This is a genomic window from Streptomyces sp. NPDC056144 (assembly GCF_042264145.1).
Taxonomy (GTDB): Bacteria; Actinomycetota; Actinomycetes; order Streptomycetales; family Streptomycetaceae; genus Streptomyces.
Genome location: NZ_JBHJVF010000004.1, coordinates 367460 through 389700, shown reverse-complemented (window position 1 = coordinate 389700; position 22241 = coordinate 367460). Strand labels below are relative to the sequence as shown.

Annotated in this window: 16 protein-coding genes and 1 pseudogene; 6 read left to right on the top strand and 11 right to left on the bottom strand. The window is 74.2% G+C overall.

The features are described 5' to 3' along the window. Both ACFC0Z_RS15765 and ACFC0Z_RS15760 read right to left on the bottom strand, forming a co-directional pair. The gene (locus ACFC0Z_RS15765; RefSeq protein WP_360807462.1) at nt 1-606 is read right to left on the bottom strand and encodes a (2Fe-2S)-binding protein; all 606 of its coding nucleotides are present in this window, start codon (nt 604-606) and stop codon (nt 1-3) included. A gap of 2 nt (nt 607-608) precedes the next feature. Further along, nucleotides 609-1502, bottom strand: a complete 894-nt coding sequence (locus ACFC0Z_RS15760) for an FAD binding domain-containing protein (protein ID WP_376437490.1) — start codon at nt 1500-1502, stop codon at nt 609-611. 306 nt (nt 1503-1808) lie between these two features. On the opposite strand from ACFC0Z_RS15760, the gene ACFC0Z_RS15755 reads away from it, so the two are divergent. Next, entirely contained in the window at nt 1809-3536 is a 1728-nt protein-coding gene (locus ACFC0Z_RS15755) for a PucR family transcriptional regulator (RefSeq protein ID WP_376437487.1), read from the top strand. Between the two features lie 415 nt (nt 3537-3951). Further along, entirely contained in the window at nt 3952-4737 is a 786-nt protein-coding gene (locus tag ACFC0Z_RS15750; protein ID WP_376437484.1) for a hypothetical protein, read from the top strand. 44 nt (nt 4738-4781) lie between these two features. On the opposite strand, the gene ACFC0Z_RS15745 is transcribed toward ACFC0Z_RS15750, so the two are convergent. From ACFC0Z_RS15745 to ACFC0Z_RS15735, 3 genes are all read right to left on the bottom strand, one after another. Beyond that, complete coding sequence (locus ACFC0Z_RS15745) at nt 4782-5636, bottom strand: DUF6042 family protein (protein WP_376437482.1); 855 nt, start codon at nt 5634-5636, stop codon at nt 4782-4784. 78 nt (nt 5637-5714) lie between these two features. Then, complete coding sequence (locus tag ACFC0Z_RS15740; RefSeq protein WP_376437479.1) at nt 5715-7502, bottom strand: hypothetical protein; 1788 nt, start codon at nt 7500-7502, stop codon at nt 5715-5717. Between the two features lie 62 nt (nt 7503-7564). Then, the gene (locus ACFC0Z_RS15735) at nt 7565-8458 is read right to left on the bottom strand and encodes an FCD domain-containing protein (RefSeq protein WP_376437478.1); all 894 of its coding nucleotides are present in this window, start codon (nt 8456-8458) and stop codon (nt 7565-7567) included. A gap of 194 nt (nt 8459-8652) precedes the next feature. On the opposite strand from ACFC0Z_RS15735, the gene ACFC0Z_RS15730 reads away from it, so the two are divergent. Continuing rightward, a complete protein-coding gene (locus tag ACFC0Z_RS15730) occupies nt 8653-9576 on the top strand; it encodes a (2Fe-2S)-binding protein (protein WP_376437475.1) in 924 nt (307 codons plus the stop codon). Between the two features lie 205 nt (nt 9577-9781). Then, nucleotides 9782-10903 carry a DUF2637 domain-containing protein gene (locus tag ACFC0Z_RS15725; RefSeq protein WP_376437472.1) on the top strand — a complete coding sequence of 374 codons (1122 nt, stop codon included), beginning with the start codon at nt 9782-9784 and terminating at the stop codon, nt 10901-10903. A gap of 39 nt (nt 10904-10942) precedes the next feature. On the opposite strand, the gene ACFC0Z_RS15720 is transcribed toward ACFC0Z_RS15725, so the two are convergent. From ACFC0Z_RS15720 to ACFC0Z_RS15705, 4 genes are all read right to left on the bottom strand, one after another. After that, complete coding sequence (locus ACFC0Z_RS15720; RefSeq protein WP_376437470.1) at nt 10943-11347, bottom strand: ATP-binding protein; 405 nt, start codon at nt 11345-11347, stop codon at nt 10943-10945. 108 nt (nt 11348-11455) lie between these two features. Next, nucleotides 11456-13198, bottom strand: coding sequence for a pyruvate dehydrogenase (locus ACFC0Z_RS15715; protein ID WP_376437467.1), 1743 nt, complete (start codon nt 13196-13198; stop codon nt 11456-11458). 27 nt (nt 13199-13225) lie between these two features. After that, a complete protein-coding gene (locus ACFC0Z_RS15710; RefSeq protein WP_376437464.1) occupies nt 13226-14494 on the bottom strand; it encodes a protein phosphatase 2C domain-containing protein in 1269 nt (422 codons plus the stop codon). 135 nt (nt 14495-14629) lie between these two features. Further along, the gene (locus ACFC0Z_RS15705; RefSeq protein ID WP_376437461.1) at nt 14630-18409 is read right to left on the bottom strand and encodes a S8 family serine peptidase; all 3780 of its coding nucleotides are present in this window, start codon (nt 18407-18409) and stop codon (nt 14630-14632) included. A 233-nt stretch (nt 18410-18642) separates the two neighbouring features. Here ACFC0Z_RS15705 and ACFC0Z_RS15700 point away from each other — a divergent pair, with 233 nt between their 5' ends. Beyond that, a complete protein-coding gene (locus ACFC0Z_RS15700) occupies nt 18643-19626 on the top strand; it encodes a helix-turn-helix domain-containing protein (protein WP_376437458.1) in 984 nt (327 codons plus the stop codon). A gap of 58 nt (nt 19627-19684) precedes the next feature. Further along, nucleotides 19685-20167: a DUF456 domain-containing protein gene (locus ACFC0Z_RS15695; protein WP_376437455.1), complete on the top strand. Its 483-nt coding sequence runs from the start codon at nt 19685-19687 to the stop codon at nt 20165-20167. A 33-nt stretch (nt 20168-20200) separates the two neighbouring features. On the opposite strand, the pseudogene ACFC0Z_RS15690 reads toward ACFC0Z_RS15695, so the two are convergent. Then, a pseudogene (locus tag ACFC0Z_RS15690) lies at nt 20201-20632 on the bottom strand (TetR/AcrR family transcriptional regulator); the annotation flags it as partial. Nucleotides 20633-20734: 102 nt separating this feature from the next. Further along, nucleotides 20735-22150: an AlkA N-terminal domain-containing protein gene (locus ACFC0Z_RS15685; protein WP_376437453.1), complete on the bottom strand. Its 1416-nt coding sequence runs from the start codon at nt 22148-22150 to the stop codon at nt 20735-20737. Nucleotides 22151-22241: the final 91 nt, after the last annotated feature.

Here is a 22241-nt window from a genome sequence, read left to right as displayed (position 1 = left end):
TCAGACCGCCTCTCCCTGCCGGGCGGCCGCCAGGCGGACCGCGTCGAGGATCTTCTCGTAGCCGGTGCAGCGGCACAGGTTGCCGGAGAGCGCCTCGCGGATGTCCGCGTCCGTCGGGGACGGGTTGCGCTCCAGCATCTCGTCGGCCGCGACGAGCAGGCCGGGGGTGCAGAAACCGCACTGGACGGCGCCGGCGTCGATGAACGCCTGCTGGATGGGGCTCAGCTCGACGCCCTCGCCGGTCTGCGAGTCCTGGGAGGGCTTCGCCTCCCAGCGCTTGGCCTGGTCGATGGAGGTGCCACCGCAGGCGCCCGTGCCGCAGCCGTGTCCGGCGTGCGCCGCGTTCTCGGAGCGTTCCTTGGCGAAGTCGGCGAGGCCCTCGACCGTGACGACCTCGCGGCCCTCGACCTGGCCGGCGGCGACGAGACAGGAGCAGACGGGGACGCCGTCGAGGCGGACCGTGCAGGAACCGCACTCGCCCTGCTCACAGGCGTTCTTGGAGCCGGGCAGGCCCAGGCGCTCGCGGAGGACGTAGAGGAGGGACTCGCCCTCCCAGACGTCGTCGGCTTCCTGCGGACGTCCGTTGACCGTGAAATTGACGCGCATGGTTATGCAGCTCCCTCAAGCGTGCGGCCGCTTCCGCGGTACTGCTCCCAGGTCCAGCCGAGCTGGCGGCGGGCCATGATGCCGACGGCGTGACGGCGGTACTTGGCCGTGCCCCGGACGTCGTCGATCGGGTTGGCGGCGCCCGAGCAGAGGTCGGCGAACTGCTTCGCGATCGACGGGGTGATGATCTTGCCGTTGTCCCAGAAGCCGCCCTCCTCCAGGGCCGCGTTGAGGAAGTCCTCGGCGGCCTTGGCGCGGATCGGGGTCGGCGCGGCCGATCCGATGCCGGTGCGGACGGTACGGGTCTCGGGGTGCAGGGCCAGGCCGAAGGCGCAGACCGCGATGACCATCGCGTTGCGGGTGCCGACCTTGGAGTACTGCTGGGGGCCGTCCGCCTTCTTGATGTGGACGGTCTTGATGAGCTCGTCGGGCTGGAGCGCGTTGCGCTTCACCCCCGTGTAGAACTCGTCGATCGGGATGAGGCGGCTGCCGCGGGCCTGCGACTCGACCTCGACCTCGGCGCCCGCGGCGAGCAGGGCCGGGTGGGCGTCACCGGCGGGGGACGCGGTGCCGAGGTTGCCGCCGACGCCGCCGCGGTTGCGGATCTGGGGGGAGGCGACCGTGTGCGAGGCGAGCGCGAGGCCCGGGAGCTCGTCGCGGAGGTTCTCCATGATCCGGGTGTACGGAACGGACGCGCCGAGGCGGACGTTCTCCTCGCCGACCTCCCACTCGCGCAGCAGCTCGATGCGGTTCAGGTCCAGGAGGTACTCGGGACGACGGTGGTCGAAGTTGATCTCGACCATGATGTCGGTGCCACCCGCAATGGGCACGGCCGTGGGGTGCTCGGCCTTGGCGGCGAGCGCCTCCTCCCAGCTGGCGGGGCGAAGGAAGTCCATGGTGGCTCTCTTCTAGTGATTCTGGCGATCGGGGGTCGAACGGATGGGCCCGGGGGGACGGCCGGCCCTCGACTTCACGTTCATGTGCTGTTAACGCGGTGTGTGGCCTAGTACACAAGCCCGGATCGCCGGGGTGCAGTCACCGAAAACATGAAGGAGTTGGCTGGGTCCCTTGGTCGTCTTGTAGATTCGAACGAAAGCCGGAGAACAGAAACCTCTCCGTTTTCCCCTGGAAACGGTGGCACCACGCCACCGTCGACAACGCGACACAGACGACCACCCAAACGAAGGAACGGCGGCGACACCATGCGGCTGCGCGCACTGCTGGAGAACGACGCGCTGGGGCTGCGCCTGCTCGGAGGCGACGACGAGCTGGACCGGACCGTGCGCGGCGTGATGACGACGGACCTGAAGGACCCCAGCCGGTACCTGTCCGGCGGCGAGCTGGTGCTGACCGGCCTCGCCTGGATGCGGGACCCGGCCGAGTCCGAGCCCTTCGTCCGGATCCTCGCCTCGGCGGGCGTGTCCGGGCTCGCGGTCGGCGCCGTCGGTGTGGCCGCGCTCGCGACGGACGAGGCCGAGCGGGGCGGCGTCCCCGACGATCTCGTACAGGCGTGTTTGCGCCACCGTCTGCCACTGTTCGTGGTGGAGGAATCCGTTGCGTTCGCGACGATCACCGAGCACGTTGTTCGACAGGTCTCCGGCGAGCGGGCCGGCGACCTCGCGGCCGTGGTGGACCGCCACCGGCGGCTGATGACCTCGGGACCGGCGGGCGGCGGCCCGGAGGTCGTCCTCGACCTCCTCGGCTCCGACCTGGACCTGCGGGCCTGGGTCCTCTCCCCCACCGGCCGCCAGATCGCGGGCGCCGGCGAGCCCCTGGAGCCCGGTCTCGCGGCCACCCTGGCGGGCGAGCACCTCGCCGCGACCCGGACCGGCCGGCGCGGCCCCCACCGGCTGAACGCCGCCGGATCCACGTACTCGCTCTTCCCGATCCGCAACACCGGCCGGGGCGCCGCCCCCGCCGCCCGCGACGTGCGCGAGACGGTCCTGTCCGACTGGCTGCTCGCCGTCGAGGCGGACGCCGGGGACTGGCCCGCCGCCCGGCTCGACCTGCTCCAGGGCGTCACGCAGCTGATCGCCGTCGAGCGCGACCGGCGCGACGCGGCCCGTGTCGTACGCCGCAGGCTCGCCCAGGAGGTCCTGGAGCTGGTGCAGACGGGCGCCGCGCCCGCCGAGATCGCGGCCCGCCTGCGCGTGGCCGCCCCGGTGCTCCTTCCCGGGCTCGGCACGGCCCCGCACTGGCAGGTCGTCGTCGCCCGCGTCGAGTGGGAGCAGGAGCCCGGCCAGGGCAGCCCCGTGGACGGCGGCCCGGTCGCCCAGGCGCTCCTGGAGGAGATCCTCGTCGACCCGGCGACCGTCGGGGCCGAGTCCGCCGACCGGATCGCCGTCGCCCACAGCGGCGACGAGGCCATCGCGCTCGTCCCGCTGGCGGCGGGCCCGCTGCCGGACAGCGAGGACGAGGGCCCGGTCGCCGCGCTCGGGCTCCACGCGGACGCGCTCCTCGCGGCCGTCCGCGCTCCGCTGTCGTCCGGGCTCGCCGACGACGGGCGGCTCACGCTCGGCGTCAGCGCCGCCGTGCACTCGGCCGAGGGACTGCGCGGGGCCCTCGAGGAGGCCCGGCACGCCCGCCGGGTCGCCGCCGCCCGCCCGGGCCGCGTCTGCGCCGCCGGCCACCACGAGCTGGCCTCGCACGTGCTGCTGCTGCCGTTCGTGCCGGACGACGTCCGGCGCGCGTTCACGGCCCGGCTGCTCGACCCGCTGCGGGACTACGACCGGCGCCACCGCGCGGAGCTCATCCCGACCCTGGAGGCGTTCCTCGACTGCGACGGCTCCTGGACGCGCTGCGCGACCCGGCTGCACCTGCACGTGAACACGCTGCGCTACCGGGTGGGCCGCATCGAGCAGCTCACGGGCCGCGACCTGTCCCGCCTGGAGGACAAGCTCGACTTCTTCCTCGCGCTGCGCATGAGCTGAGGTCTCGGGGCGCCCGAGCGGGCATCGGGGGGCTTGAGCGGCGATCGCGGGACGCTCGGGCCGCGATCGCCGGGCGCCTGAGCCGGGGCCCCGAAGCGCTCGGGCCGAGCTCGCCCGGCGCTTGATCGTTCACCCTTTCGGTGGAGTCCACGAGAGCGCGCGTACCGCCTGGTGGGAACCCTCGGCCGGCTCGGCCGAGGGGTCCCGGCGAGGCCATTTCCCGGGCCTGACGGCCGTCTGACGGCCTGTCGCCCCCCTCCCCCGGTGCCCCCTCCGCGCGCTCCGGACTCTTGTGAATTCTTTCACCTGACCCCTTGGCCAGGTACTCCCGTTCGTGCTGAGATGCCGTCTACCCAACAGCTCAACTCAACAGCTCAATGGTGCGCTCGGGGAGGGCAATGTGGCGGACACCGCCATGTCTGGTTCCGAATCAAGGGGCGACGATCCGTCTCTCGCCTACGGCAAGGAGACCCCCGTGGAGACCGCCATATGGCGACTCCGCTCCCGAGGTTGCTGGACGGACGCGGCCGCGCTGCTCGCCCCGTACGCGACCGAACCGGCCGCCGCTCTCGAACGGGCGGCCCTGCTGATCGAACGCTGCCTCTACACCGAACAGGGCTGGGCCGACGCCGAGGAGGCGTTGCGGGCCGCCGAGGCCGTGGCCCGTACCGACGAGGAACGCGGGGCGGCGGCCTGCGAACGCGGCTACCTGGCCTACGCGTCGACCCTGCTCGGGGTGCGGGACAGGGCGGACGAGGCCCGGATGGCGCTCGGCCGGGCGGCGGCCCTGATCGCCCCCACGGCCGCGGGGCGCCCGCTCCTGGACTTCCGGCGCGGGCTCGTCGCCCAGAACCTCGGCGACTCGCCCCAGGCGGCACGGGCCGCGTACCGCCGGGCGCACGAGGGGGCGACGGAGCGGGGCGACTCGCTCCTGCTCTCCTTCACCTGGCGCCATCTCGCCGGACTCGCCCTGAGGGAGGGCGAGTTGGCGGAGGCGCGGCACGGCTTCGCGGAGTCGCTGCGGATCCGCGAGGAGCTCGGCTACCTCGTCGGTACGGCTCCGGCGCTCACCGCGCTCGCCGACGCGGAGACGGAGCCGGAGGCCGGCCGGCTGCGCGAGGAGGCACGACGGCTCTTCCGCCTCCTGGGCGGCGTGCCGACGTGGCTGACCGGGCAGCTGACACCGCGCGCGGCAACGTGAACCACCCTTGACCGGCGCCGAGGTGACCGCATGTCACTCCAGGGTCACCTCGGCCCGACCACCCGCACCACGTAGGTGAAGTGGGAGCCGTCCTCGTCCGGTTCGAGGACGAGGTGGAACCGCTGGTGGTCCTCCAGGTCGCCGACCTCGACGGCCGCGCGCGGGATCCCCCGGTAGAGCGAGAGACGCCCGTCATCCGCCATGTCCTTGACGGCTAGACGCAGTTGACCGATCGTCACACCGGTCTGCCGGGCCAGCGCACTCAGTGTGGTGAAGACCCCGGGGACGGGTCCCGGCCTGTTCGCCAGGTAGTCCAGGAGGGCCGACCTGCCGGGTTCGGCGGCGTCGTGGCGGCGGATGTCCCGGAAGGCCCCGCGCAGGGGCTCGGGCAGATCGAGGACCTCCTCGGGGAGCGGAAGCCGCTCCGGCATCGTCCACCGCCCCTCCGTCTCCTCGACGATCCCGAGGGCGGTCATCGTGCCGACGAGCTCGCGGAGGGTCTCCGGCACCCGGAACCCGCCGGCCCGCAGGGCCGTTTCGCAGGCCACGCGCTCCGCCGCCGACCGCTCCTCCAGCACGCGCTCCGCCTCCGCCTCCTCCTCGGTCTCCTCCCCTTCCTCCTCGCGTGGCACGACCCAGAGGAGCGGAGAGTCCAGGTCGTCGCCCAGCTCCCGGAGGAAGTCGCCGAAGGTGTCCCCGAAGATCTCCTCCACGACCTCGTCGATCGTCCCGGTCACGGGCCGGGTCACGGCGGTGCTCAGGAGCAGGGCCATGAACAGGGACGGGTAGGTCGGCAGCGCGCGCTGCCAGGCGCTCGGAAACCAGTCCGGGTGCAGCGTGAGATCCCCCTCGCCGGGCTTCGGCTTCTTCGTCTCGCTGGTCCGTCGATCGGCAGCCACGGCCACCCTCCCCTATGTCGCTGGCATATTCACCCGCTCAACGGCGAACGACGGGGAGAGGTCACGCACGACGGGTCGTCAGGCCCTGGGCGCCAGCCGGACCAGGCTCTCGTCCGTCCCGACGAGCAGCGCGCCCGTGCCGGTGACCGCGACCGCCCGGACCGGGGGCCCCGGGCGGAAGGAGAGCGTCGGACCGCCCTCGGGCCGGAGGAGTTCGACCAGGCCGTCCGCCCAGGCCGCGGCGACCAGGGGCCCGTGCGGGGTCTCGGTCGCATGCAGCGAGACCACGGGGGCCCGGCGCTCGGCGAGCGGCTCGGTGCGCGGGTCGCGCCCCGGCGTCCAGAGCCGTACGGAACCGTCGGCGCCGCCCGAACAGACGAACGGGGTCTCGGACTCGACGGCGGCGACCGCCGTGACCCGGCCGCTGTGCGCGGCGGTCTGGTACAGCCCCGTCAGCCCGAAGGCGTGCACGGACCCGAGCCGGTCCCCCACCACCACCGACCCGGCGATGGCCGCGAGGGCCGTGCCCGGGTGGCGGGCGAGGGTCGCGGAGACGGCCTCGGTGAGGCGCTCCAGGTACGGGGGCCTCGGCGCCGTTCCCCGTACGGCGTGCAGCCTGCCCCGGTCGTCCAGGAGCAGCACGGTGCCGTCCGGCGCGGGCGCGAGGGCGGTGACCCGGCCGGGGACGGAGTGCGCGAGACGCCCGGCGGGGCTCGCGTCGGCCTCGTGCAGCAGCCGCACGGTGCCGGTGCGGTCGCCGACGAGCAGCGTCCCGTCGGCGACACCCAGGACGGCCACGGGGCCGGGCCACGGAGGCGTCAGGTCGCCCCGGTGCCGGGCCCACGAGAGCCGCCAGGCGGACCCGGCCGCGAGCTCGGCGAGCGCGGGCCGCAGCCGGGGGTCGGCGCCGTCGCCGAGCGCGGCGAGCAGGACGAGCGCGCGGTCGGCCGGCGGCTGCGCCCGGCAGAGCGACTGCCCGGCGCGCAGCCAGGCGCTCCGGAGCCCGCCGTGATCGTCAACGGACCCGCCCCCGGGGCCGTCACCGGATCCGGTGACGTACGCGGTGGTGACGAGCAGCGGATCGGCGCCGCAGACGGCGACGGGGTCGGCCAGATCCGGAAGCACCGCCGCGCCCCCGGCCGGCGGGCCGCCTCCGGGCCCCCGCCCGGGCCCCCGCCCCCGCTCGACGTCCCGCCCGGGCCCCCGTCCGTCCCCGTCCCGCCCCCGGTCGCCGCCGGCCGGAACCGGCCCGCCGGCCTCCCCCTGGTCGCGGTCCGCGCCGTGCGAAGGGTCCGCGCCCTGCCCCTCGTCGCCCTGGCCGGCCGGGTCGCCCAGGGCGTCCAGGTCCACGACCGTCGTCCTGCGCGCCGCGCGCAGGATCTCGTGGGACGGGGTGCCCGTGCGGGTCTCGACGGCCAGGCGGAGGCGGCCGAGGGCGGACAGTTCGGTGACGAGGTCGGTGAGGGCGGCCGGTTCGGCGGCCCGGTGGAGGTCCGTCAGGAGGAGGACGGGGCGGCCCGGGAGACGGGTCTCGCCCGTCGCGAGGACCTGGACGAGTTCGCCGGGCGACCTGGCGACCACGCCGAGCCGGTCCGCGAGCGTCCAGGTCGCGGCGAGCGCGCTCTGCCCGGCAAGGGGGACGAGGACCCGGGACGTACGGCCCCGGCGGCGACGGCCCGCGCGGGGCTCGTGCACGGCGAGCCAGTCGAGGAGGGCCGTCTTGCCGCTGCCGGGCGCGCCGGTGACGAGGCAGAGCCGGGGCGCCTCCGGGTCGGTCAGCCAGCCGAGCAGGGCCGCCGCCTCGGCTTCCGTACCGGTGACGGCTCGACGTCCTTCCCGTGCCGGGGGCGGGGTCGCGGACGGCATGGGACACCTCACGGGCGCGGTGCGGGCGGTCTGACGCCCTCGACCTTAGTCGGCCGTGCGGCTCAGCACTCCGATCCCGCGAAGTGCTCCCGTACCAGCGACTGCACGACCGTCAGGTCCTGGGCGATCAGGGCGTCGAGGAGGGCCGTGTGCTCGGCGGCGTCGGCGACGAGGTCGCCGTGGCGCAGGGCGGGGGCGCTCATCAGGGGCCACTGGGAGCGGCGGTGGAGGTCGTCGGCGACGGCGAGCAGCTGCTCGTTGCCCGCGAGGGAGAGGACCGCGCGGTGGAAGGCGCGGTCGGCCTCGGCGTAGTGCGCGCGGTCGTTGCGGGCGGCGGCCGTCACGGTCGCCTCGGCGAGCGGGCGGAGCTCGGCCCAGCGGGCGGCCGGGACCGTGCGGGCGAGCCGAAGCATGACGGGGACCTCGATGAGGCCCCGTACCTCCGCGAGCTCGGCCAGTTCGCGCGGGGTGCGCTCGATCACGCGGAAGCCGCGGTTCAGGACGACCTCGACGGCCCCTTCGACGGCGAGGCGCTGCATGGCCTCGCGGACGGGGGTCGCGGAGACGCCGAAGCGCTCGGCGAGGGCGGGGCCGGAGTAGACCTCGCCGGGGACGAGCTCTCCGTCGACGAGGGCCGTGCGGAGCGCCTGGAGGATCTGGTCCCGGACGGAGTGCCGCTGGACGGCACGCGGGGCGGGGGTGGAAGGAGAGGAGGCGGGGGCGGTGCGCGGGGCCGTGAGGCCGCCGTGCCCGTGGTCGCGGGCGGCGCCGTGCCCGGTGGGCGCGGTGCGCTCGTGGTCCCACCCGCGCTGGTCGCGGTCCCGCTCGCGCTGCTCGTGGTCCCGGCCGCGCTGCTCGTGGTCCCGCTCGCCGCGTGCCTGTTCCGGTACGCGTACGGGGTCGCCGAAGGGGCGGTACGGCTCCGCCGTCCGCTCGCGCGCTGCGCCCTGCTCCACCCGGGTCCTCCTGCGGCCTCGTGCCGGGCCCGGCTCGCGTGCGCCGGGTCCCCTGTGCACCATAGGCGAACGAGCCGACATATGGGGCACGCACAGTCATCCCGCAGGTGGGGAGGCCGGTTGTGTGGTGAGACGGCATCCGGATTCGGGTAAGGTAAGGCTAACCTGCCAACGCTCGCGATTCGGTGGTCCGCATGACCGTCCCCGCCCTGTTGACCGCACCTCACACCTCGCCCGTCGCGGCCTCGTACGCCCGGCTCGCCGAGGTCTTCCCCGGCCTGCGGATAGAGGAACCGGCCCCGGGCACGGGGCTGCCCCGGGGCGCCGGCTGGGTCGGCGCGGACGAGCTCGCGGCCGGCGGTCCCGCCCTCGACGCCTTCCTCGCCTGGGACAACGCGCAGGTCCTGCGCGACTACGGCACCCAGGCCCGCCCCGACGTCGTCGCGAGCTTCGGCCTGCACCGCTACGCCTGGCCCGCCTGTCTCCTCGTCACCGTCCCCTGGTTCCTGGAGCGCAGGGTCCCCCGCCTGCCCGCCGGGAACGTCTCCTTCCAGCGCGCCCTCGGCCGTCTCGCGGTCCGCGTGGAGGAGTTCGCCTGCCTGCCGGACGACCCCGCCGCCGCCCTGCCCGGCGCCCGGGTGGTCCCGGACGAGGAGGCGCTGCGCGCGGAGGTCCGCGCCTCGCTGGCCGAGCACTTCGAGGCCGTCCTCGACGGCTTCGGCCCCCGGATGCGGCGCGGCCGCCGGGCCCTGTGGGGCATGGCGACGGACGAGATCGTCGAGGGCCTCTGGTACATCGCCGACCTCCTCGGCGAGGAGGACCGGGCGGTGGCCGAACTTGACCTCCTCCTGCCCGGCACGACCCGTACGGCTCCCGCGGACGGGAAGTCCCCCAAGCCCCCCAAGTCCCACATGCCTCCCAAGCCCCACAGGCCGTACGCCGGTTCCGCCGGTTTCCGCGAGCTGCCCGGCGCCGAGCGCGCCGACGGCACCCCGCACACCACGCGCGACCGCGCGACCTGCTGCTTCTTCTACACGCTGCGGCCGGAGGACACCTGCCTCACCTGCCCGCGCACCTGCGACGCCGAGCGCGTCCGTCGTCTGGCCGAGGCCGCCTGAGACTCCCGGGTGATTACGCCACTCGAAAGGGTGGCGTCACTCGAACGCGACCACCATTTCCCGCACGTCCGTTCGGCCAGAACGTACCTATTCGTATGCCCTGGCACCCCGTTGGCGTGCTCTTGCCCCGAAACCCCGTGAGTCCGGCACGGGGTCGGCCAGTATGGGCCGCCAAACGCCCTACTGCGATGCAAGGGACACCGCAATGAGACTGACCGACATATCGCTGGACTGGCTGCTCCCGGGCGGCGTGATGGTGGCCGGGGTCCTGGCGGCGGTGGCGGTGCTCGCGCGCGGGAAGCGCGCCGGTGACCAGGCCGCGGCCGAGGACTCCTGGGAACGCAGCGAGGAGCGCCGCAGACGCAAGGAGGCGGTGTACGGAACGGCTTCGTACGTCCTCCTCTTCTGCTGCGCGGCGGTCGCCGCCGCGCTCTCCTTCCACGGGCTCGTCGGCTTCGGCCGGCAGAACCTCAACCTCTCCGGGGGCTGGGAGTACCTCGTCCCCTTCGGCCTCGACGGCGCGGCCATGTTCTGCTCGGTGCTCGCCGTCCGCGAGGCCAGCCACGGCGACGCGGCCCTCGGCTCGCGGCTCCTCGTCTGGCTCTTCGCGGGCGCCGCCGCCTGGTTCAACTGGGTGCACGCGCCGCGCGGCCTCGGCCACGACGGGGCTCCGCAGTTCTTCGCCGGGATGTCGCTCTCGGCGGCGGTCCTCTTCGACCGGGCGCTCAAGCAGACCCGCAGGGCGGCGCTCCGCGAGCAGGGCCTGGTGCCCCGCCCGCTGCCGCAGATCCGGATCGTCCGGTGGCTGCGGGCTCCCCGGGAGACCTTCGCCGCCTGGTCGCTGATGCTCCTGGAAGGCGTACGGACGCTGGACGAGGCGGTCGACGAGGTGCGCGAGGACCGCAGGGAGAAGGAGCAGAACCGGATCCGCCGCCGCGACCAGGTCAAGCTGGACCGGGCCCGGCTCAAGGCGATCAACCGTCAGCACCGCGCCTTCGGGCTCGGCCGCGGCGGCGGCGACCGCCAGGTGGAGATGGCGGCGCTCGGCACGGCCACGGGTGCCGGTACGGGCCCGGGCGCGGGTTCGGGCGCGGGCTCCGGCTCCGCGGCGGGGCCCGTGGGGGCCGCCGTCGCGGAGCCCGCCATAGCGGACGCGGGACAGCTGCCGCTTCGCCCCCGGCCCTCCCTGCAAGCCGTGCGCGGCGCTGACTCCCGTACCGGCGACTCCCGGACGGTGGACCTCACCGCCGAGGACGACACCCAGGCGCTGCCGCGCCTCGACTCCCTGGAGCGCAAGCTCAAGGACCTGGAGCGGCAGCTCGGCTGATCAGCACCCACCCGCACGAAACCGGCGGGGCCGCCTTTCTCAGGCGGCCCCGCCGTTCAGTTCGAACCACACCACCTTGCCCACCCCGTGGTTCTCGACTCCCCAGGAGTCGGCCAGGGCCTGGACGAGGACGAGTCCCCTGCCGTGCGTACCGTCGTCGGCGGGCGGTGCGTCCGGCTCCTTGAGCCCGGGGACGAAGTCCCTGACCTCCACTCTCAGCTGCTCGGGGACGACCGTCGCGGTCACCACGGCCCCGTGCTCGGTGTGGATCAGGGCATTGGTCACCAGCTCGCTGGTGAGCAGTTCGGCCACGTCGGAGGCGCCTGGCTCGCCCCACCGCCGCAGCAGCGCGCGCAAGGCGTGCCGCACCTCCGGTACCGCGGTGAGATCGGCGCATCCCACCTTTCTGAGCAGTTGAGTCGGCTGTCGCGCCTCCCCGGCCATAACCCCCACCCACACGTCGTCGAACGGACTCAGGTGGATGCATGCCCCGCCGGGGCGCCCGCATGCGGCCGGTCCTCGGGGCGGGATCGGGGCGGGATCGGGGGCAGGTCAGGGGCGGGGGACGTTGCGCAGGTTGGAGCGGGCCATCTGGAGCATGCGGCCGACTCCGCCGTCCAGGACGATCTTGCTCGCCGAGAGCGCGAATCCGGTCACCATCTCGCCGCTGATCTTGGGCGGGATGGAGAGGGCGTTGGGGTCGGTGACGACGTCGACGAGGGCCGGGCCCTTGTGCTTGAACGCGTCCTTGAGGGCGCCCACGAGCTGCTTGGGCTTCTCGACGCGGACGCCGTAGGCTCCGGCGGCGCGGGCGATGGCGGCGAAGTCGGGGTTCTTGTTCGTGGTTCCGTACGAGGGAAGTCCGGCCACCAGCATCTCCAACTCCACCATTCCCAGCGAGGAGTTGTTGAAGACGATCACCTTCACCGGCAGGTCGTACTGCACGAGGGTGAGGAAGTCGCCCATGAGCATGGAGAATCCGCCGTCGCCGGAGAGCGAGACGACCTGGCGGTGACGGTCGGTGAACTGCGCGCCGATGGCCTGCGGCAGCGCGTTCGCCATCGAGCCGTGGCTGAACGAACCGATGATCCTGCGCCGCCCGTTGGGCGAGAGGTACCGGGCCGCCCAGACGTTGCACATGCCGGTGTCGACGGTGAACACCGCGTCCCCGTCGGCGAGTTCGTCGATGACCGAGGCCACGTACTCGGGGTGGATGGGGACCTTCTTCTCGACCTTGCGCGTGTACGCCTTCACGACGCCTTCGAGCGCGTCGGCGTGCTTCTTCAGCATCTTGTCGAGGAACTTGCGGTCGGTCTTCTCGCGCACGCGCGGGATCACGCACCGCAGGGTCTCGCGGACGTCGCCCCAGACGGCGAGGTCGAGCCGGGAGCGGCGGCCGAGGTGTTCGGGGCGGACGTCCACCTGGACGATCTTCACGTCGTCGGGCAGGAAGGCGTTGTACGGGAAGTCGGTGCCGAGCAGGATCAGCAGGTCGCACTCGTGGGTGGCCTCGTACGCGGCGCCGTAGCCGAGCAGTCCGCTCATGCCGACGTCGTACGGGTTGTCGTACTGGATCCACTCCTTGCCGCGCAGCGCGTGGCCGACGGGCGCCTTGACCCGTTCGGCGAACTGCATGACCTCGGCGTGGGCCCCGGCCGTGCCGCTGCCGCAGAACAGCGTCACCCGGTCGGCCGCGTCGATCATCCGGACGAGGCGCTCGATCTCGTCGTCGCCGGGCCGCACGGTGGGCCGGGACGTGACGAGCGCGGTCTCCGCCGACTTCTCCGGGGCGGGCAGGTCCGCGATGTCGCCGGGCAGCGAGACGACGCTGACGCCCCGGCGGCCGACCGCGTGCTGGATCGCCGTGTGGACGACCCGGGGCATCTGCTTGGGGTTGGAGATCAGCTCGCTGTAGTGGCTGCACTCGCGGAAGAGCTGGTCCGGGTGGGTCTCCTGGAAGTAGCCGAGGCCGATCTCGCTGGACGGGATGTGCGAGGCCAGGGCCAGGACCGGGGCCATCGAGCGGTGGGCGTCGTACAGGCCGTTGATGAGGTGCAGATTGCCCGGGCCGCAGGAGCCGGCGCAGGCGGCGAGCCCGCCGGTGATCTGGGCCTCGGCGCCCGCGGCGAAGGCCGCGACCTCCTCGTGCCGGACCTGGATCCAGTCCAGCTGCGGGGTGCGGCGGATGGCGTCGACGACCGGGTTCAGACTGTCGCCGACGACTCCGTACAAGCGCTTCACGCCCGCGCGGACGAGGATGTCGACGAACTGTTCTGCGACGTTCTGTTTGGCCATGGCTCCATCAACACACGGCCCGGCGCGTTACGCCTCCCAGACGGCCACCCCCGTACGGTCGTCGGCGTACCCCGTCACCCTCAGCTGGGTGTCGGCGAGGAAGGCGGCGAGACCGGGAGGCTCCTGCCCGGCCCAGCGGGCGGCGAGCTCGCGCCCGAGGGCGGGCTCGCCGCGCAGGGGTTCGGCGAAGCCGGGCGAGGCGAGGAGCAGGGTGTCGCCGGGGCGGGCGACGGAGGCCCGGAAGCGGAAGGGCTCGGCCGGCGGCGGGACGGGCTCCTCGACGAGCGGCCCCGGGGCGGTGGTGATGCCGAGGTCCATGGTGAGCCGGTCGCCCTCGTCGGTCGCCTCGGGGGCGGCGGCGGGCGGGGAGCCGAAGCCGACGACGGGCGCCCCGGTGACGGTGGCCGGTTCGGGCAGCAGCGGTTCGATGTCGTGCCAGGCGCCGTCGCGGAGCCGGAAGAGTCCGCCGCCGCCGATGCCGAAGAAGACCCGCGTCCGGCACTCGGGGTCGGCGGGGAGGAGCAGGCAGCGGAGTGTCGCGGTGTACGTGTCGGGGGCCGCGCCCCGTTCGGCGGCGCGGGCCCGCAGCTTGCCGTAGGTCCGGTCGGTGAGGCGGTGCAGTCCGGACTTGAGGTCGCCGCGGCGGCCGGTCTTGATGTCCTCGGAGAGCCGGGCGTGGCTGCGGCCGACGGCCTCGGCGATCCACTGGCAGGCGTCGGCGGCGGCGAGGTGGGCGTCCTCGGCGGCGCGGGAGCCCGCGGCGACGGCGACGAGGACGAGCGCGGCCTCGTCGTGGCCGAAGCGGGCGGTGAGGAGGGCGTCGCGGCGGGGTTCGCCCCGGTAGCGGGCGGAGTCGCCGCGCACGGAGGCGGCGCGCAGGGTGCAGCTGCCGTAGCGGGCGCCGTCGAGGACGGTGTCGGCGACGAGCTCGCCGAGTTCGCCGGGGCGGGCGGCGGGGAGCGCGGTGGGCTCGGCCTCGTAGGTGGGCGGCCGGCTGCCGACGAAGTCGGCGGCGCGGGGGCGGGGCATGGGGACCTGGAGGGTGGCCTGGGGCTCTTCGGGGGGCGGCTCCACCACCGGTGGCGGAGCGAAGGAACGCGGGCCGCTCGTCTCCGGTGCCTCCCACGGGGCCCGGCCGCCGGCGGCCGGGGCGGGGCGGGGCGCCGCGGGCGTCACAGGAGTCACGGCGCGGGCCGCCGTGGCGAAATGGTCGTCGAGCGTGTCACCCGAGCCGGGCGGCTCCGGCTCCGTGTCGTCGTAGAGCTTGTCCCACCAGTGGTCCCCCTGCTGAGTCATGCCCTTATTGTCCACCGCGTACGGCGCCCGAAAACGGACATCCGGAAAACCGTTGCTGCGAACGGGTGACGGAAAAGGGTGATCCGCCGGGCGGCCCCACCCCCCACGGGAAGGACGCCCGGCGGACCGGCGTGATCAGCGCACGTCGTAAGCGCGGACCACGGTCTGGGTGACGGAGTTGCCGTGGGCGTCCGTCAGTTCGGCCCTCAGGGTCACCTGCCTGCCGGTCGCGCCCGCGTGGTTCACGGTCGCGGTCCAGCCGCCGCCCTGGTGGGAGACCTGCGCTTCCGTCCAGGTCGCGCCCCCGTCGTAGGAGTACGCGAGCGTGGCCGAGGTGAGCGCGGCGGGGGTGTACCCCGCGTGACCCGTCGCGGTGAGGCCGATCTTCTGGCCGTCGGTCGCGGCGAGGGTCTTGAGTCCGTCCTCCGGAAGGTCGTACCGGGGGAAGAGAATCGGGATGCCTTGAGAATAGACCGTCTCGTCAAGCTTGGAGGTGAATTTCCACACCGAGTTGACGGAGGTGGAGCGGGCCCACACCCGGCTGCCGATCTTCATGGTGTTCTGTTCGAGCGTGTACGTCCCCTCGTCGGCCGGTACCTCGAAGGCGCCGAACGGCCAGGCGTTGCGGCCGAGCAGCTCACCGTCGCGGAAGAGGCTGACGCTGCCGATGTCACCGAACGAGCCGGGCTGGGCGTAGTGGGTGTTGTCGCCCCACATGGCGTCGGCGAAGCCGATGAGGTTGCCCTGGCGCTCGGCGACGAGGACCGGCGCGCCAGAGGCGTCGCGCGGGGCGGTGGGGGCGAGGACGCCGTCGTACCAGCGCTCGGTGCGCCGCTCGCCGGGCGTGTACGCGTGCGGGGTGCCGACCATGAGCTCGCCGAACGGGAAGGCGCTGCCGACCATCGGCTCCCAGACCGTGTCACCGGCCGAGTAGTACTCGGTGCGGCTGCCCGGCGCCGGGACCGTCTCCAGCGAGCCGAAGGCGACGCGGACCCCGTCCGGGCGGCGCGCCGCCGGGAAGTCCACGAAGTCGGTGGCGATGCCGGCGGAGCCGTACACGGCTTCGGTACGGCCCAGCTCTCCGTCGCGGACCCGGTAGGTCTTGTCCTCGCGGATCGCCCGGGTCTCGGGGAAGGCGAGGTTGTAGAGGTACGGGCTCTTCGCGGTGGCCCGCCAGGCGAGGGTGACCTCGCCGGCCGCCAGCTTGCCGAGGAGCGCGGTGGCCTCGCCGGTCGGGACGGAGAGGACGGGCAGGCCGATGCCGGTGAACGCACCGCCCGGGTACCAGCGGGCGGGGGTCGAGTGGTACACGACGACGGCGAGGGCGCCGGCGGCCTTGGCGTTGCGGGCGAGGGTGCTCGCGTTGGTGGAATCGTCCGGCATGCGGACGAGGGCGACGCGGCCCTGGACGCCGGCGGCCTTCAGCTCGTCCGGCGTGCCGGTTCCGGCGTCGACGAGGCGGGCGGACCCGGTGCCGTCGAGGTTGTCGGAGGCGATGGAGCCGGTCAGCGGGTGCAGGGTCAGGCCGTCGGTGGTGCGCAGCGAGGCGATCTGCGGGGCTGCGGCACGCCAGTAGCTGCCGAACTCGAACTCACCGTCGGAGGCACGGCCTTCGACGGAGGCGTAGTAGCCGCGGACGGTACGGGGGCCGGCGGCGGTACCCGCGTGGATCCAGAAGTCGTCCCAGTGGCGGGAGAACGCGAGGGTGGCGCCGCGAAGTTCGGAGGGCTTGTCGGTGTCGACCGACAGCTTGTGGGCCTTGCGGGCGTCGAGGACGACGGTGGTGTCCTTCTTGATCTCCAGCTGCGGGCGGCCGAGGTAGCTGAGCGAGTCGGTCAGCTTGGCGCCCTCCCCCGCGTCGGGGGTGCCGATGAAGGAGGAGAGGAAGTAGCTGCCGGGGCGCAGGCGGTAGACCTGGTCGGCGGCGCCGTCGTTGAAGCGGCGCTCCCCGGTGGCGGTGTCGGTGCCGATGACGTCGAGGGAGGAGGCTCCGGCGGCCGGAGCGCCCTGACGGTCGATCAGCTTGACGCGGAGGGTGACCGTCTCGGGCTCGACGTAGAGCGAGAACGGGGTGGATACGTGGATGCCGCCGGGGCCGGTGGCGAGGACGCGGCCGGTGACGTCGCCGTACTGGGCGCGCTCCAGGTGGGCGTCGGGGTCGAGGGCGAGCGGGACCTCGACGGTGGCGCCGGCCGGGACGGTGACGGTGCGCTTGGCGAGGCGGGCGACCGGGGTGCGGACGGCGGAGCCGTCGTTGCCGGTGACCTTCTCGACGGACAGGCCGAGGGTGACCGGGGCGCCGGTGGTGTTGGTGTACGGGACGGCGACCGTGGTGCGGTCGCTCTTGTCCTGCGGCCAGGCGTAGGTGCCGCCCTGGACGGCGGGGGCGCCGAGGACCGTCTGGTCGACGGCGGCCTTGACGTCGAGACGGCCCGCGCCGACCTCGCGGACGTCGCCGGGGAGGTCGCTCTCGGCGGAGGAGACGAGCGCGGCCTTGAGCTGCCGCGCGGTCCAGTCGGGGTGGCGCTGCTTGAGGACGGCGGCGGCGCCCGCGACGTGCGGGGTGGCCATCGACGTACCGGACATGGACTGGTAGGCGGAGACGCCCCGGCCGCCCGCGGCGGCGGCCGAGATGCCGACGCCGGGGGCGGCGATCTCGGGCTTGAGGGTGTGGGCCGCGTTGGCTATCGGGCTGCGGCTGGAGAAGTACGCGGTGGAGTCGTCGCGGTCGGTGGCGCCGACGGTGAGCACACTGGGGGCGCAGCCGGGCGAGGAGACGGAGTTGAGCGACGGGCCGGCGTTTCCTGCGGCGATGACGAACAACGTGCCGTCGTTCTTGGCGAGTTGCTCGGCGGCGATGCTCATCGGGTCGGTGCAGTCCCGCAGGGAGGGGTTGCCGAGGCTCATGGAGACGACGTCGGCGCCCTGGGCGACGGCCCACTCCATGCCCGCGATGATCCACGAAGTGGCGCCGGAGCCGGAGTCGTTGAGGACCTTGCCGCTGATGAGTTCGGCGCCGGGGGCGACGCCCTTCTTCTTTCCGCCGCTGGCGGCCCCGGAGCCGCCGACGGTGGAGATGGTGTGGGTGCCGTGCCCCTGGCGGTCACCCGCGGTGTCGGAGTCGGTGAAGTTCTCGGCGAGGGTGACGCGGCCCTTGAGGTCGGGGTGCTCGGTGTCGGTGCCGGTGTCGAGGACGGCGACCTTGGTGCCGGTGCCGTCGTATCCGGCGGCCCAGGCCTCGGGGGCGTGGACCTGCTTGGTCGACTCCTCCAGGGTGGCCTGGACCTTGCCGTCGAGCCAGAGCTTCGCGATGCCGGAGGTCCCGGAGGCGGCGCGGGCGGCCGGGGCGTTCACGTCGGCCCAGAAGGTGGCTGCCGTCTTCTTCTCGGCGGTGAGCGCGACGCCGTCGACGCTCTTGAGGACCTGGCCGCGGCGGGCGCCGCGCGGGGCGGCGGGGACCGAGCGGGCGGTGGCGAGATCGGAGCCGTAGACCGCGATGAGCGGCAGCGTGGTGGTGGAGGCGTCGTCGTAGCCCTGGCGGATCAGGCCGGTGACGTTGAAGAGCTCCTCGTCGGCGCGGCCGGCGGCGAGGGCCTGGGCGGCGTCCTCGGGGTAGACGTAGAGGTCCTGGCCGGAGCGGCGGGTCTGGACGAGGGGGACGGTGCCGTCCTCGCGGGGCAGGGCCGTGGCCGAGGGGTTCCCCTGGGCGTCGCGGGTGACCACGACGCGGTCGCCGGTGACCAGGGTCACGGTGGCGGTCTCGTCCCCGGCACGGGCCGAGGCCTCGGTGCCGACCATCGGTCGCTTGCCGGCCGTGCCGTCCTGCGGCTCATTCGCCATGGACGGCGCGACCGCGGTGACGGCCAGGGCGACGGCGGTCGCCGCCCCCAGGGCCGTACGCGAAATCGGGCGCATCGCTCTCCCCATCTGATTCCGGAAAAAGGGCATAAGTCACCTCTTGCCGGAGGCTGTTGGTGCTGCGGTGGCGCCACATTGGCAGAGGTGAGGGCGGTACAGGGATGATGGGAGAGGCGGGAATACGCCGTGGCCGTTTCCCGCCAGGTCACCAACGGAACGAATGCCTCCGGCGAACGCCCCCTGAAGCTTCGGGGGCACCCGCCGGACGTACGGCGAGGGGTGGGGCATCCATGCTCGGAGCGATAGGTCTCGACGAACGCCAGGAGTCCGCGTACCGCGCACTCGTCGCGCTGGGCGCGGCCGAGGTAACCGATCTCGCGCACCGGCTCGCCCTGCCCGAGCGGGACACCGAGCGGGCCCTGCGCCGCCTGGAGGCCCAGGGCCTCGCCGCCCAGTCCTCGGCCAGGACGGGCCGGTGGGTCGCCGCCCCGCCCGGGGTCGCCCTCGGCGCGCTCCTCACCCAGCAGCGCCACGAGCTGGAGCAGGCGGAGCTGGCGGCGGCGCTGCTCGCGGAGGAGTACCGCGCGGAGGCCGCCGAGGGCGCCGTCCACGACCTGGTCGAGGTGGTGACGGGCGCGAGCGCGGTGACCCACCGCTTCCTCCAGCTCCAGCTGGGCGCGGTGGAGGAGGTCTGCGCGCTCGTGACGGGCAAGCCGATCGCGGTCTCGGGCTTGGAGAACGACGCGGAGGAGCAGGCGGCCGAGCGGGGCGTCCGCTACCGGGTGGTGATCGAGCGCGAGGTGCTGAACCTCCCCAACGGACTGCTCGAACTCTCCGCGGCGCTGAGCCGCGAGGAGCGGATCAGGGTCGCCGACCGGGTCCCGACCAAGCTGGTCGTCGCCGACCGGTCCCTCGCCATGGTCCCGCTGACCGGGCGGGGCGCCGAACCGGCGGCGATCGTCGTCCACGCGAGCGGGCTCCTCGAATCGCTGATGGGTCTCTTCGAGTCGGTCTGGCGCGAGGCGCTGCCGCTGCGGCTCGGGGCGGGCGCGCAGATCACCGAGGACGAGACACCGGGTCCGGATGTCATGGACCTGGAAATCCTCTCGCTGCTGCTGGCCGGGATGACGGACGCGAGCGTGGCCAAGCAGCTGGACCTCGGGCTGCGGACCGTACAGCGGCGGGTGAAGGGCCTCATGGAGCTGACCGGGGTCACGACCCGGCTCCAGCTGGGCTGGCACGCGTACGAGAAGGGCTGGGTGGCACGCGGCTGAGGCCTGTCCGGCCTGCGTGCGACCTGCGAGGGCGCCGGTTGTGGGAGAGGCTGGGCCCGTGGGTGTGTGGCAGCTCCTGATGGTCGCGACGGTGATGGTGCTCGGCCTGTTCGGGGTGCTGACCCCCGGTGTGCCGGGCACGTGGCTCGTGTGGGCGGCGATGCTGTGGTGGTCGCTGCACGAGCGGACCGACCTCGCCTGGATCCTGCTCGCCTCCTCCACCGGCCTGCTGCTGCTCACCCAGGTCGTGGTCTGGCAGCTGCCGCCACGCCGGTTCCGGGGCAGCGGTGTGACCCGACGCCTGGTCGCGTACGCCGGAGCCGGCGCGCTCCTGGGATTCGTCCTGGTCCCGGTGGTCGGCGCGATTCCCGGCTTCGTCGGCGGGATCTACCTCGCGGAACGGCTCCGGCTCGGCGGCCACGGGCAGGCACGGGCGGCGACCAGGGCGGTCATGCGGGCGGCGGGGACGAGCGTGCTCGTGGAGCTGTTCGCGTGCCTGCTGATCGTGGGGGCGTGGACGGGCGCGGTGCTCTGGGGCTGAGCCGGAGCGGGCTCCGGGGCCGAGCCGGAGCGGCTACGCCGTCACCCGTTCGGCCGCGGCGGAGGCGGCGGCGAGCACCGCGTCGACCGAGGCGTCGAAGATCGCCTTGGGCGTGACGGCGCCGAGCTCCTCGACGTGGGCGTGGGTGACGGGGTGGGCCGCCTCGGGCAGGTGGGCGTAGACCCGCCGCCAGGTCGTCTCGTCCTTCTCGCGCACCTCGGGGTCGAGCGAGCCGAGCGCGGCGGCGTGCGCGCAGAGCCCGAGGATCGAGTCCACGAAGACGCGGTAGTGGAGCACCGCGAGGGCCGGGGGCAGCCCCGCGCGGGCGAAGGCGGACAGCTGGAGCTCCACGAGGCGCTGCCCGGCCGGGCCGCCGGTGGTACGGGCGAAGGTCAGCGCGGTGATGGCCGGGTAGCGTGCCTGGACCTCCCAGGTGGCCCCGGCGATCCGGCGCAGGACGTCCTGCCAGGGTTCGTCCTCCCCGGCCTCCCCGGCCTGGCCTCCCCGGCCTCCCCGACCTGGTCGAGGACCATCCGGATCGTCCGCTCGGCTCGCCGCCGGCCCCGCCTACCTGCTGTGGCTGACCCGCGGCTTCCGCCGCCCGACGCCCTCGTTCGCGCCGGACACCGTCTGACCGGGCGCGCCCACCGTCCGGCCGTACATCCGGGCGTACGAGCGCCAGGGCCGCCACTCGTCCGCGTCCGGGCCGTCCGTCGGCGGCACGTCCGGGTCGCCGAGGGCCCGCGCGCGGATCAGGGCGGCGGCCTCCGGGGTCATGCCCGGCACGGCGAGCAGCGCGCGGGCGGCCTCGTCGCGGTCGGCGCCGGGGTCGAGGCGGAGTCCGCCGTCGACGAGGGCGCGGGCCAGCGGGCCGACGACGGGATGGTCCGTGAGCGCGGCGGGGGCCGGGAAGACGTGGCTGAGCGTGCCGGACGGGGTCTCCAGCGGGACGCCGAGCTCCGCCACGACCCTGGCTGACTCCTCGGGGCCGAGCACCACCCGGAGGGCGTACTCCTCCGGGTCGGCGGCGCCCGGGGACCGTACGCCCGGCCTGGCCTCGACCTCGGCGGCGAGCCGGGGGTCGGCGCCGAGCCGCTCGGCCACCGCGTACGGGTCGGCGTCGAGGTCGAAGAGGCAGCGCAGCCGGTGCACGGCGGTGGTCAGGTCACGCAGCTCGGCGAGGTGGATACGGGCCTCCAGCCAGCGCCCGGGCGACCGTTCGTCGACGGAGACGACCCCGGAGCCGTACGGGAGGCGGAGGGTGCGCCGGTAGACGCGGGCGCCGGGGGCGCCGACGACCTCCTCGACGCCGGTCAGGGCCTCGGCCGCGAGCAGGTCGAAGACCTCGCCCGCGGCGTACGGCCCCCGGTGGGCGAGGCGCAGCGGGACGCCGGCGGCGAGCGCGGTACGGGCTCCCGCGCCGCTGCCCGCCTCGGCGCGCAGGTCGGTGGGGGTGCGGGCGTAGACGGCGCGGATCGTCTCGTTGAACTGGCGGACGCTCGCGAAACCGGCCGCGAAGGCGATCTCGGTGACGGGGAGGTCGGTGGTCTGGAGCAGCAGGCGCGCGGTGTGGGCGCGCTGCGCGCGGGCGAGGGCGACGGGCCCGGCGCCGAGCTCGGCGGTGAGCTGGCGCTGCACCTGCCGGGTGCTGTAGCCGAGGCGCCCGGCGAGGCCGGGCACGCCCTCGCGGTCGACGACGCCGTCGCCGATCATGCGCATGGCGCGGCCGACGACGTCGGCCCGGACGTTCCACTCGGCGGAGCCGGGCACGGCGTCGGGGCGGCAGCGGCGGCAGGCCCGGAAGCCGTGGCCCTGGGCGGCGGCGGCCGTCGGGAAGAAGGAGACGTTCTGCCGTTTGGGCGTGACGGCGGGGCAGCTGGGACGGCAGTAGATGCCGGTGGTCCGTACGGCGAAGAAGAACTCTCCGTCGAATCGGGCGTCCCTGCTGCTGACCGCCTCATAGCGGGTGTCGTCGTCCCTCACGCCCCCAGTGTGCGGGATCCGGCTCGACCGGGCTGGCGCTTTTCGGACACCGCGCCGCCGTGGTCCGAGCCGGACCCCACCCCACGGACAC

Excerpts from the sequence above, each read along its gene's own strand:
- ACFC0Z_RS15755 (WP_376437487.1), top strand. The coding sequence starts at position 1,809 with ATGCGGCTGCGCGCACTGCTGGAGAACGACGCGCTGGGGCTGCGCCTG.
- ACFC0Z_RS15725 (WP_376437472.1), top strand. The coding sequence starts at position 9,782 with ATGAGACTGACCGACATATCGCTGGACTGGCTGCTCCCGGGCGGCGTG.
- ACFC0Z_RS15760 (WP_376437490.1), bottom strand. The coding sequence starts at position 1,502 with ATGGACTTCCTTCGCCCCGCCAGCTGGGAGGAGGCGCTCGCCGCCAAG.
- ACFC0Z_RS15740 (WP_376437479.1), bottom strand. The coding sequence starts at position 7,502 with ATGCCGTCCGCGACCCCGCCCCCGGCACGGGAAGGACGTCGAGCCGTC.
- ACFC0Z_RS15700 (WP_376437458.1), top strand. The coding sequence starts at position 18,643 with ATGCTCGGAGCGATAGGTCTCGACGAACGCCAGGAGTCCGCGTACCGC.
- ACFC0Z_RS15765 (WP_360807462.1), bottom strand. The coding sequence starts at position 606 with ATGCGCGTCAATTTCACGGTCAACGGACGTCCGCAGGAAGCCGACGAC.
- ACFC0Z_RS15710 (WP_376437464.1), bottom strand. The coding sequence starts at position 14,494 with ATGACTCAGCAGGGGGACCACTGGTGGGACAAGCTCTACGACGACACG.
- ACFC0Z_RS15720 (WP_376437470.1), bottom strand. The coding sequence starts at position 11,347 with ATGGCCGGGGAGGCGCGACAGCCGACTCAACTGCTCAGAAAGGTGGGA.
- ACFC0Z_RS15730 (WP_376437475.1), top strand. The coding sequence starts at position 8,653 with ATGACCGTCCCCGCCCTGTTGACCGCACCTCACACCTCGCCCGTCGCG.
- ACFC0Z_RS15715 (WP_376437467.1), bottom strand. The coding sequence starts at position 13,198 with ATGGCCAAACAGAACGTCGCAGAACAGTTCGTCGACATCCTCGTCCGC.
- ACFC0Z_RS15705 (WP_376437461.1), bottom strand. The coding sequence starts at position 18,409 with ATGCGCCCGATTTCGCGTACGGCCCTGGGGGCGGCGACCGCCGTCGCC.
- ACFC0Z_RS15750 (WP_376437484.1), top strand. The coding sequence starts at position 3,952 with ATGTCTGGTTCCGAATCAAGGGGCGACGATCCGTCTCTCGCCTACGGC.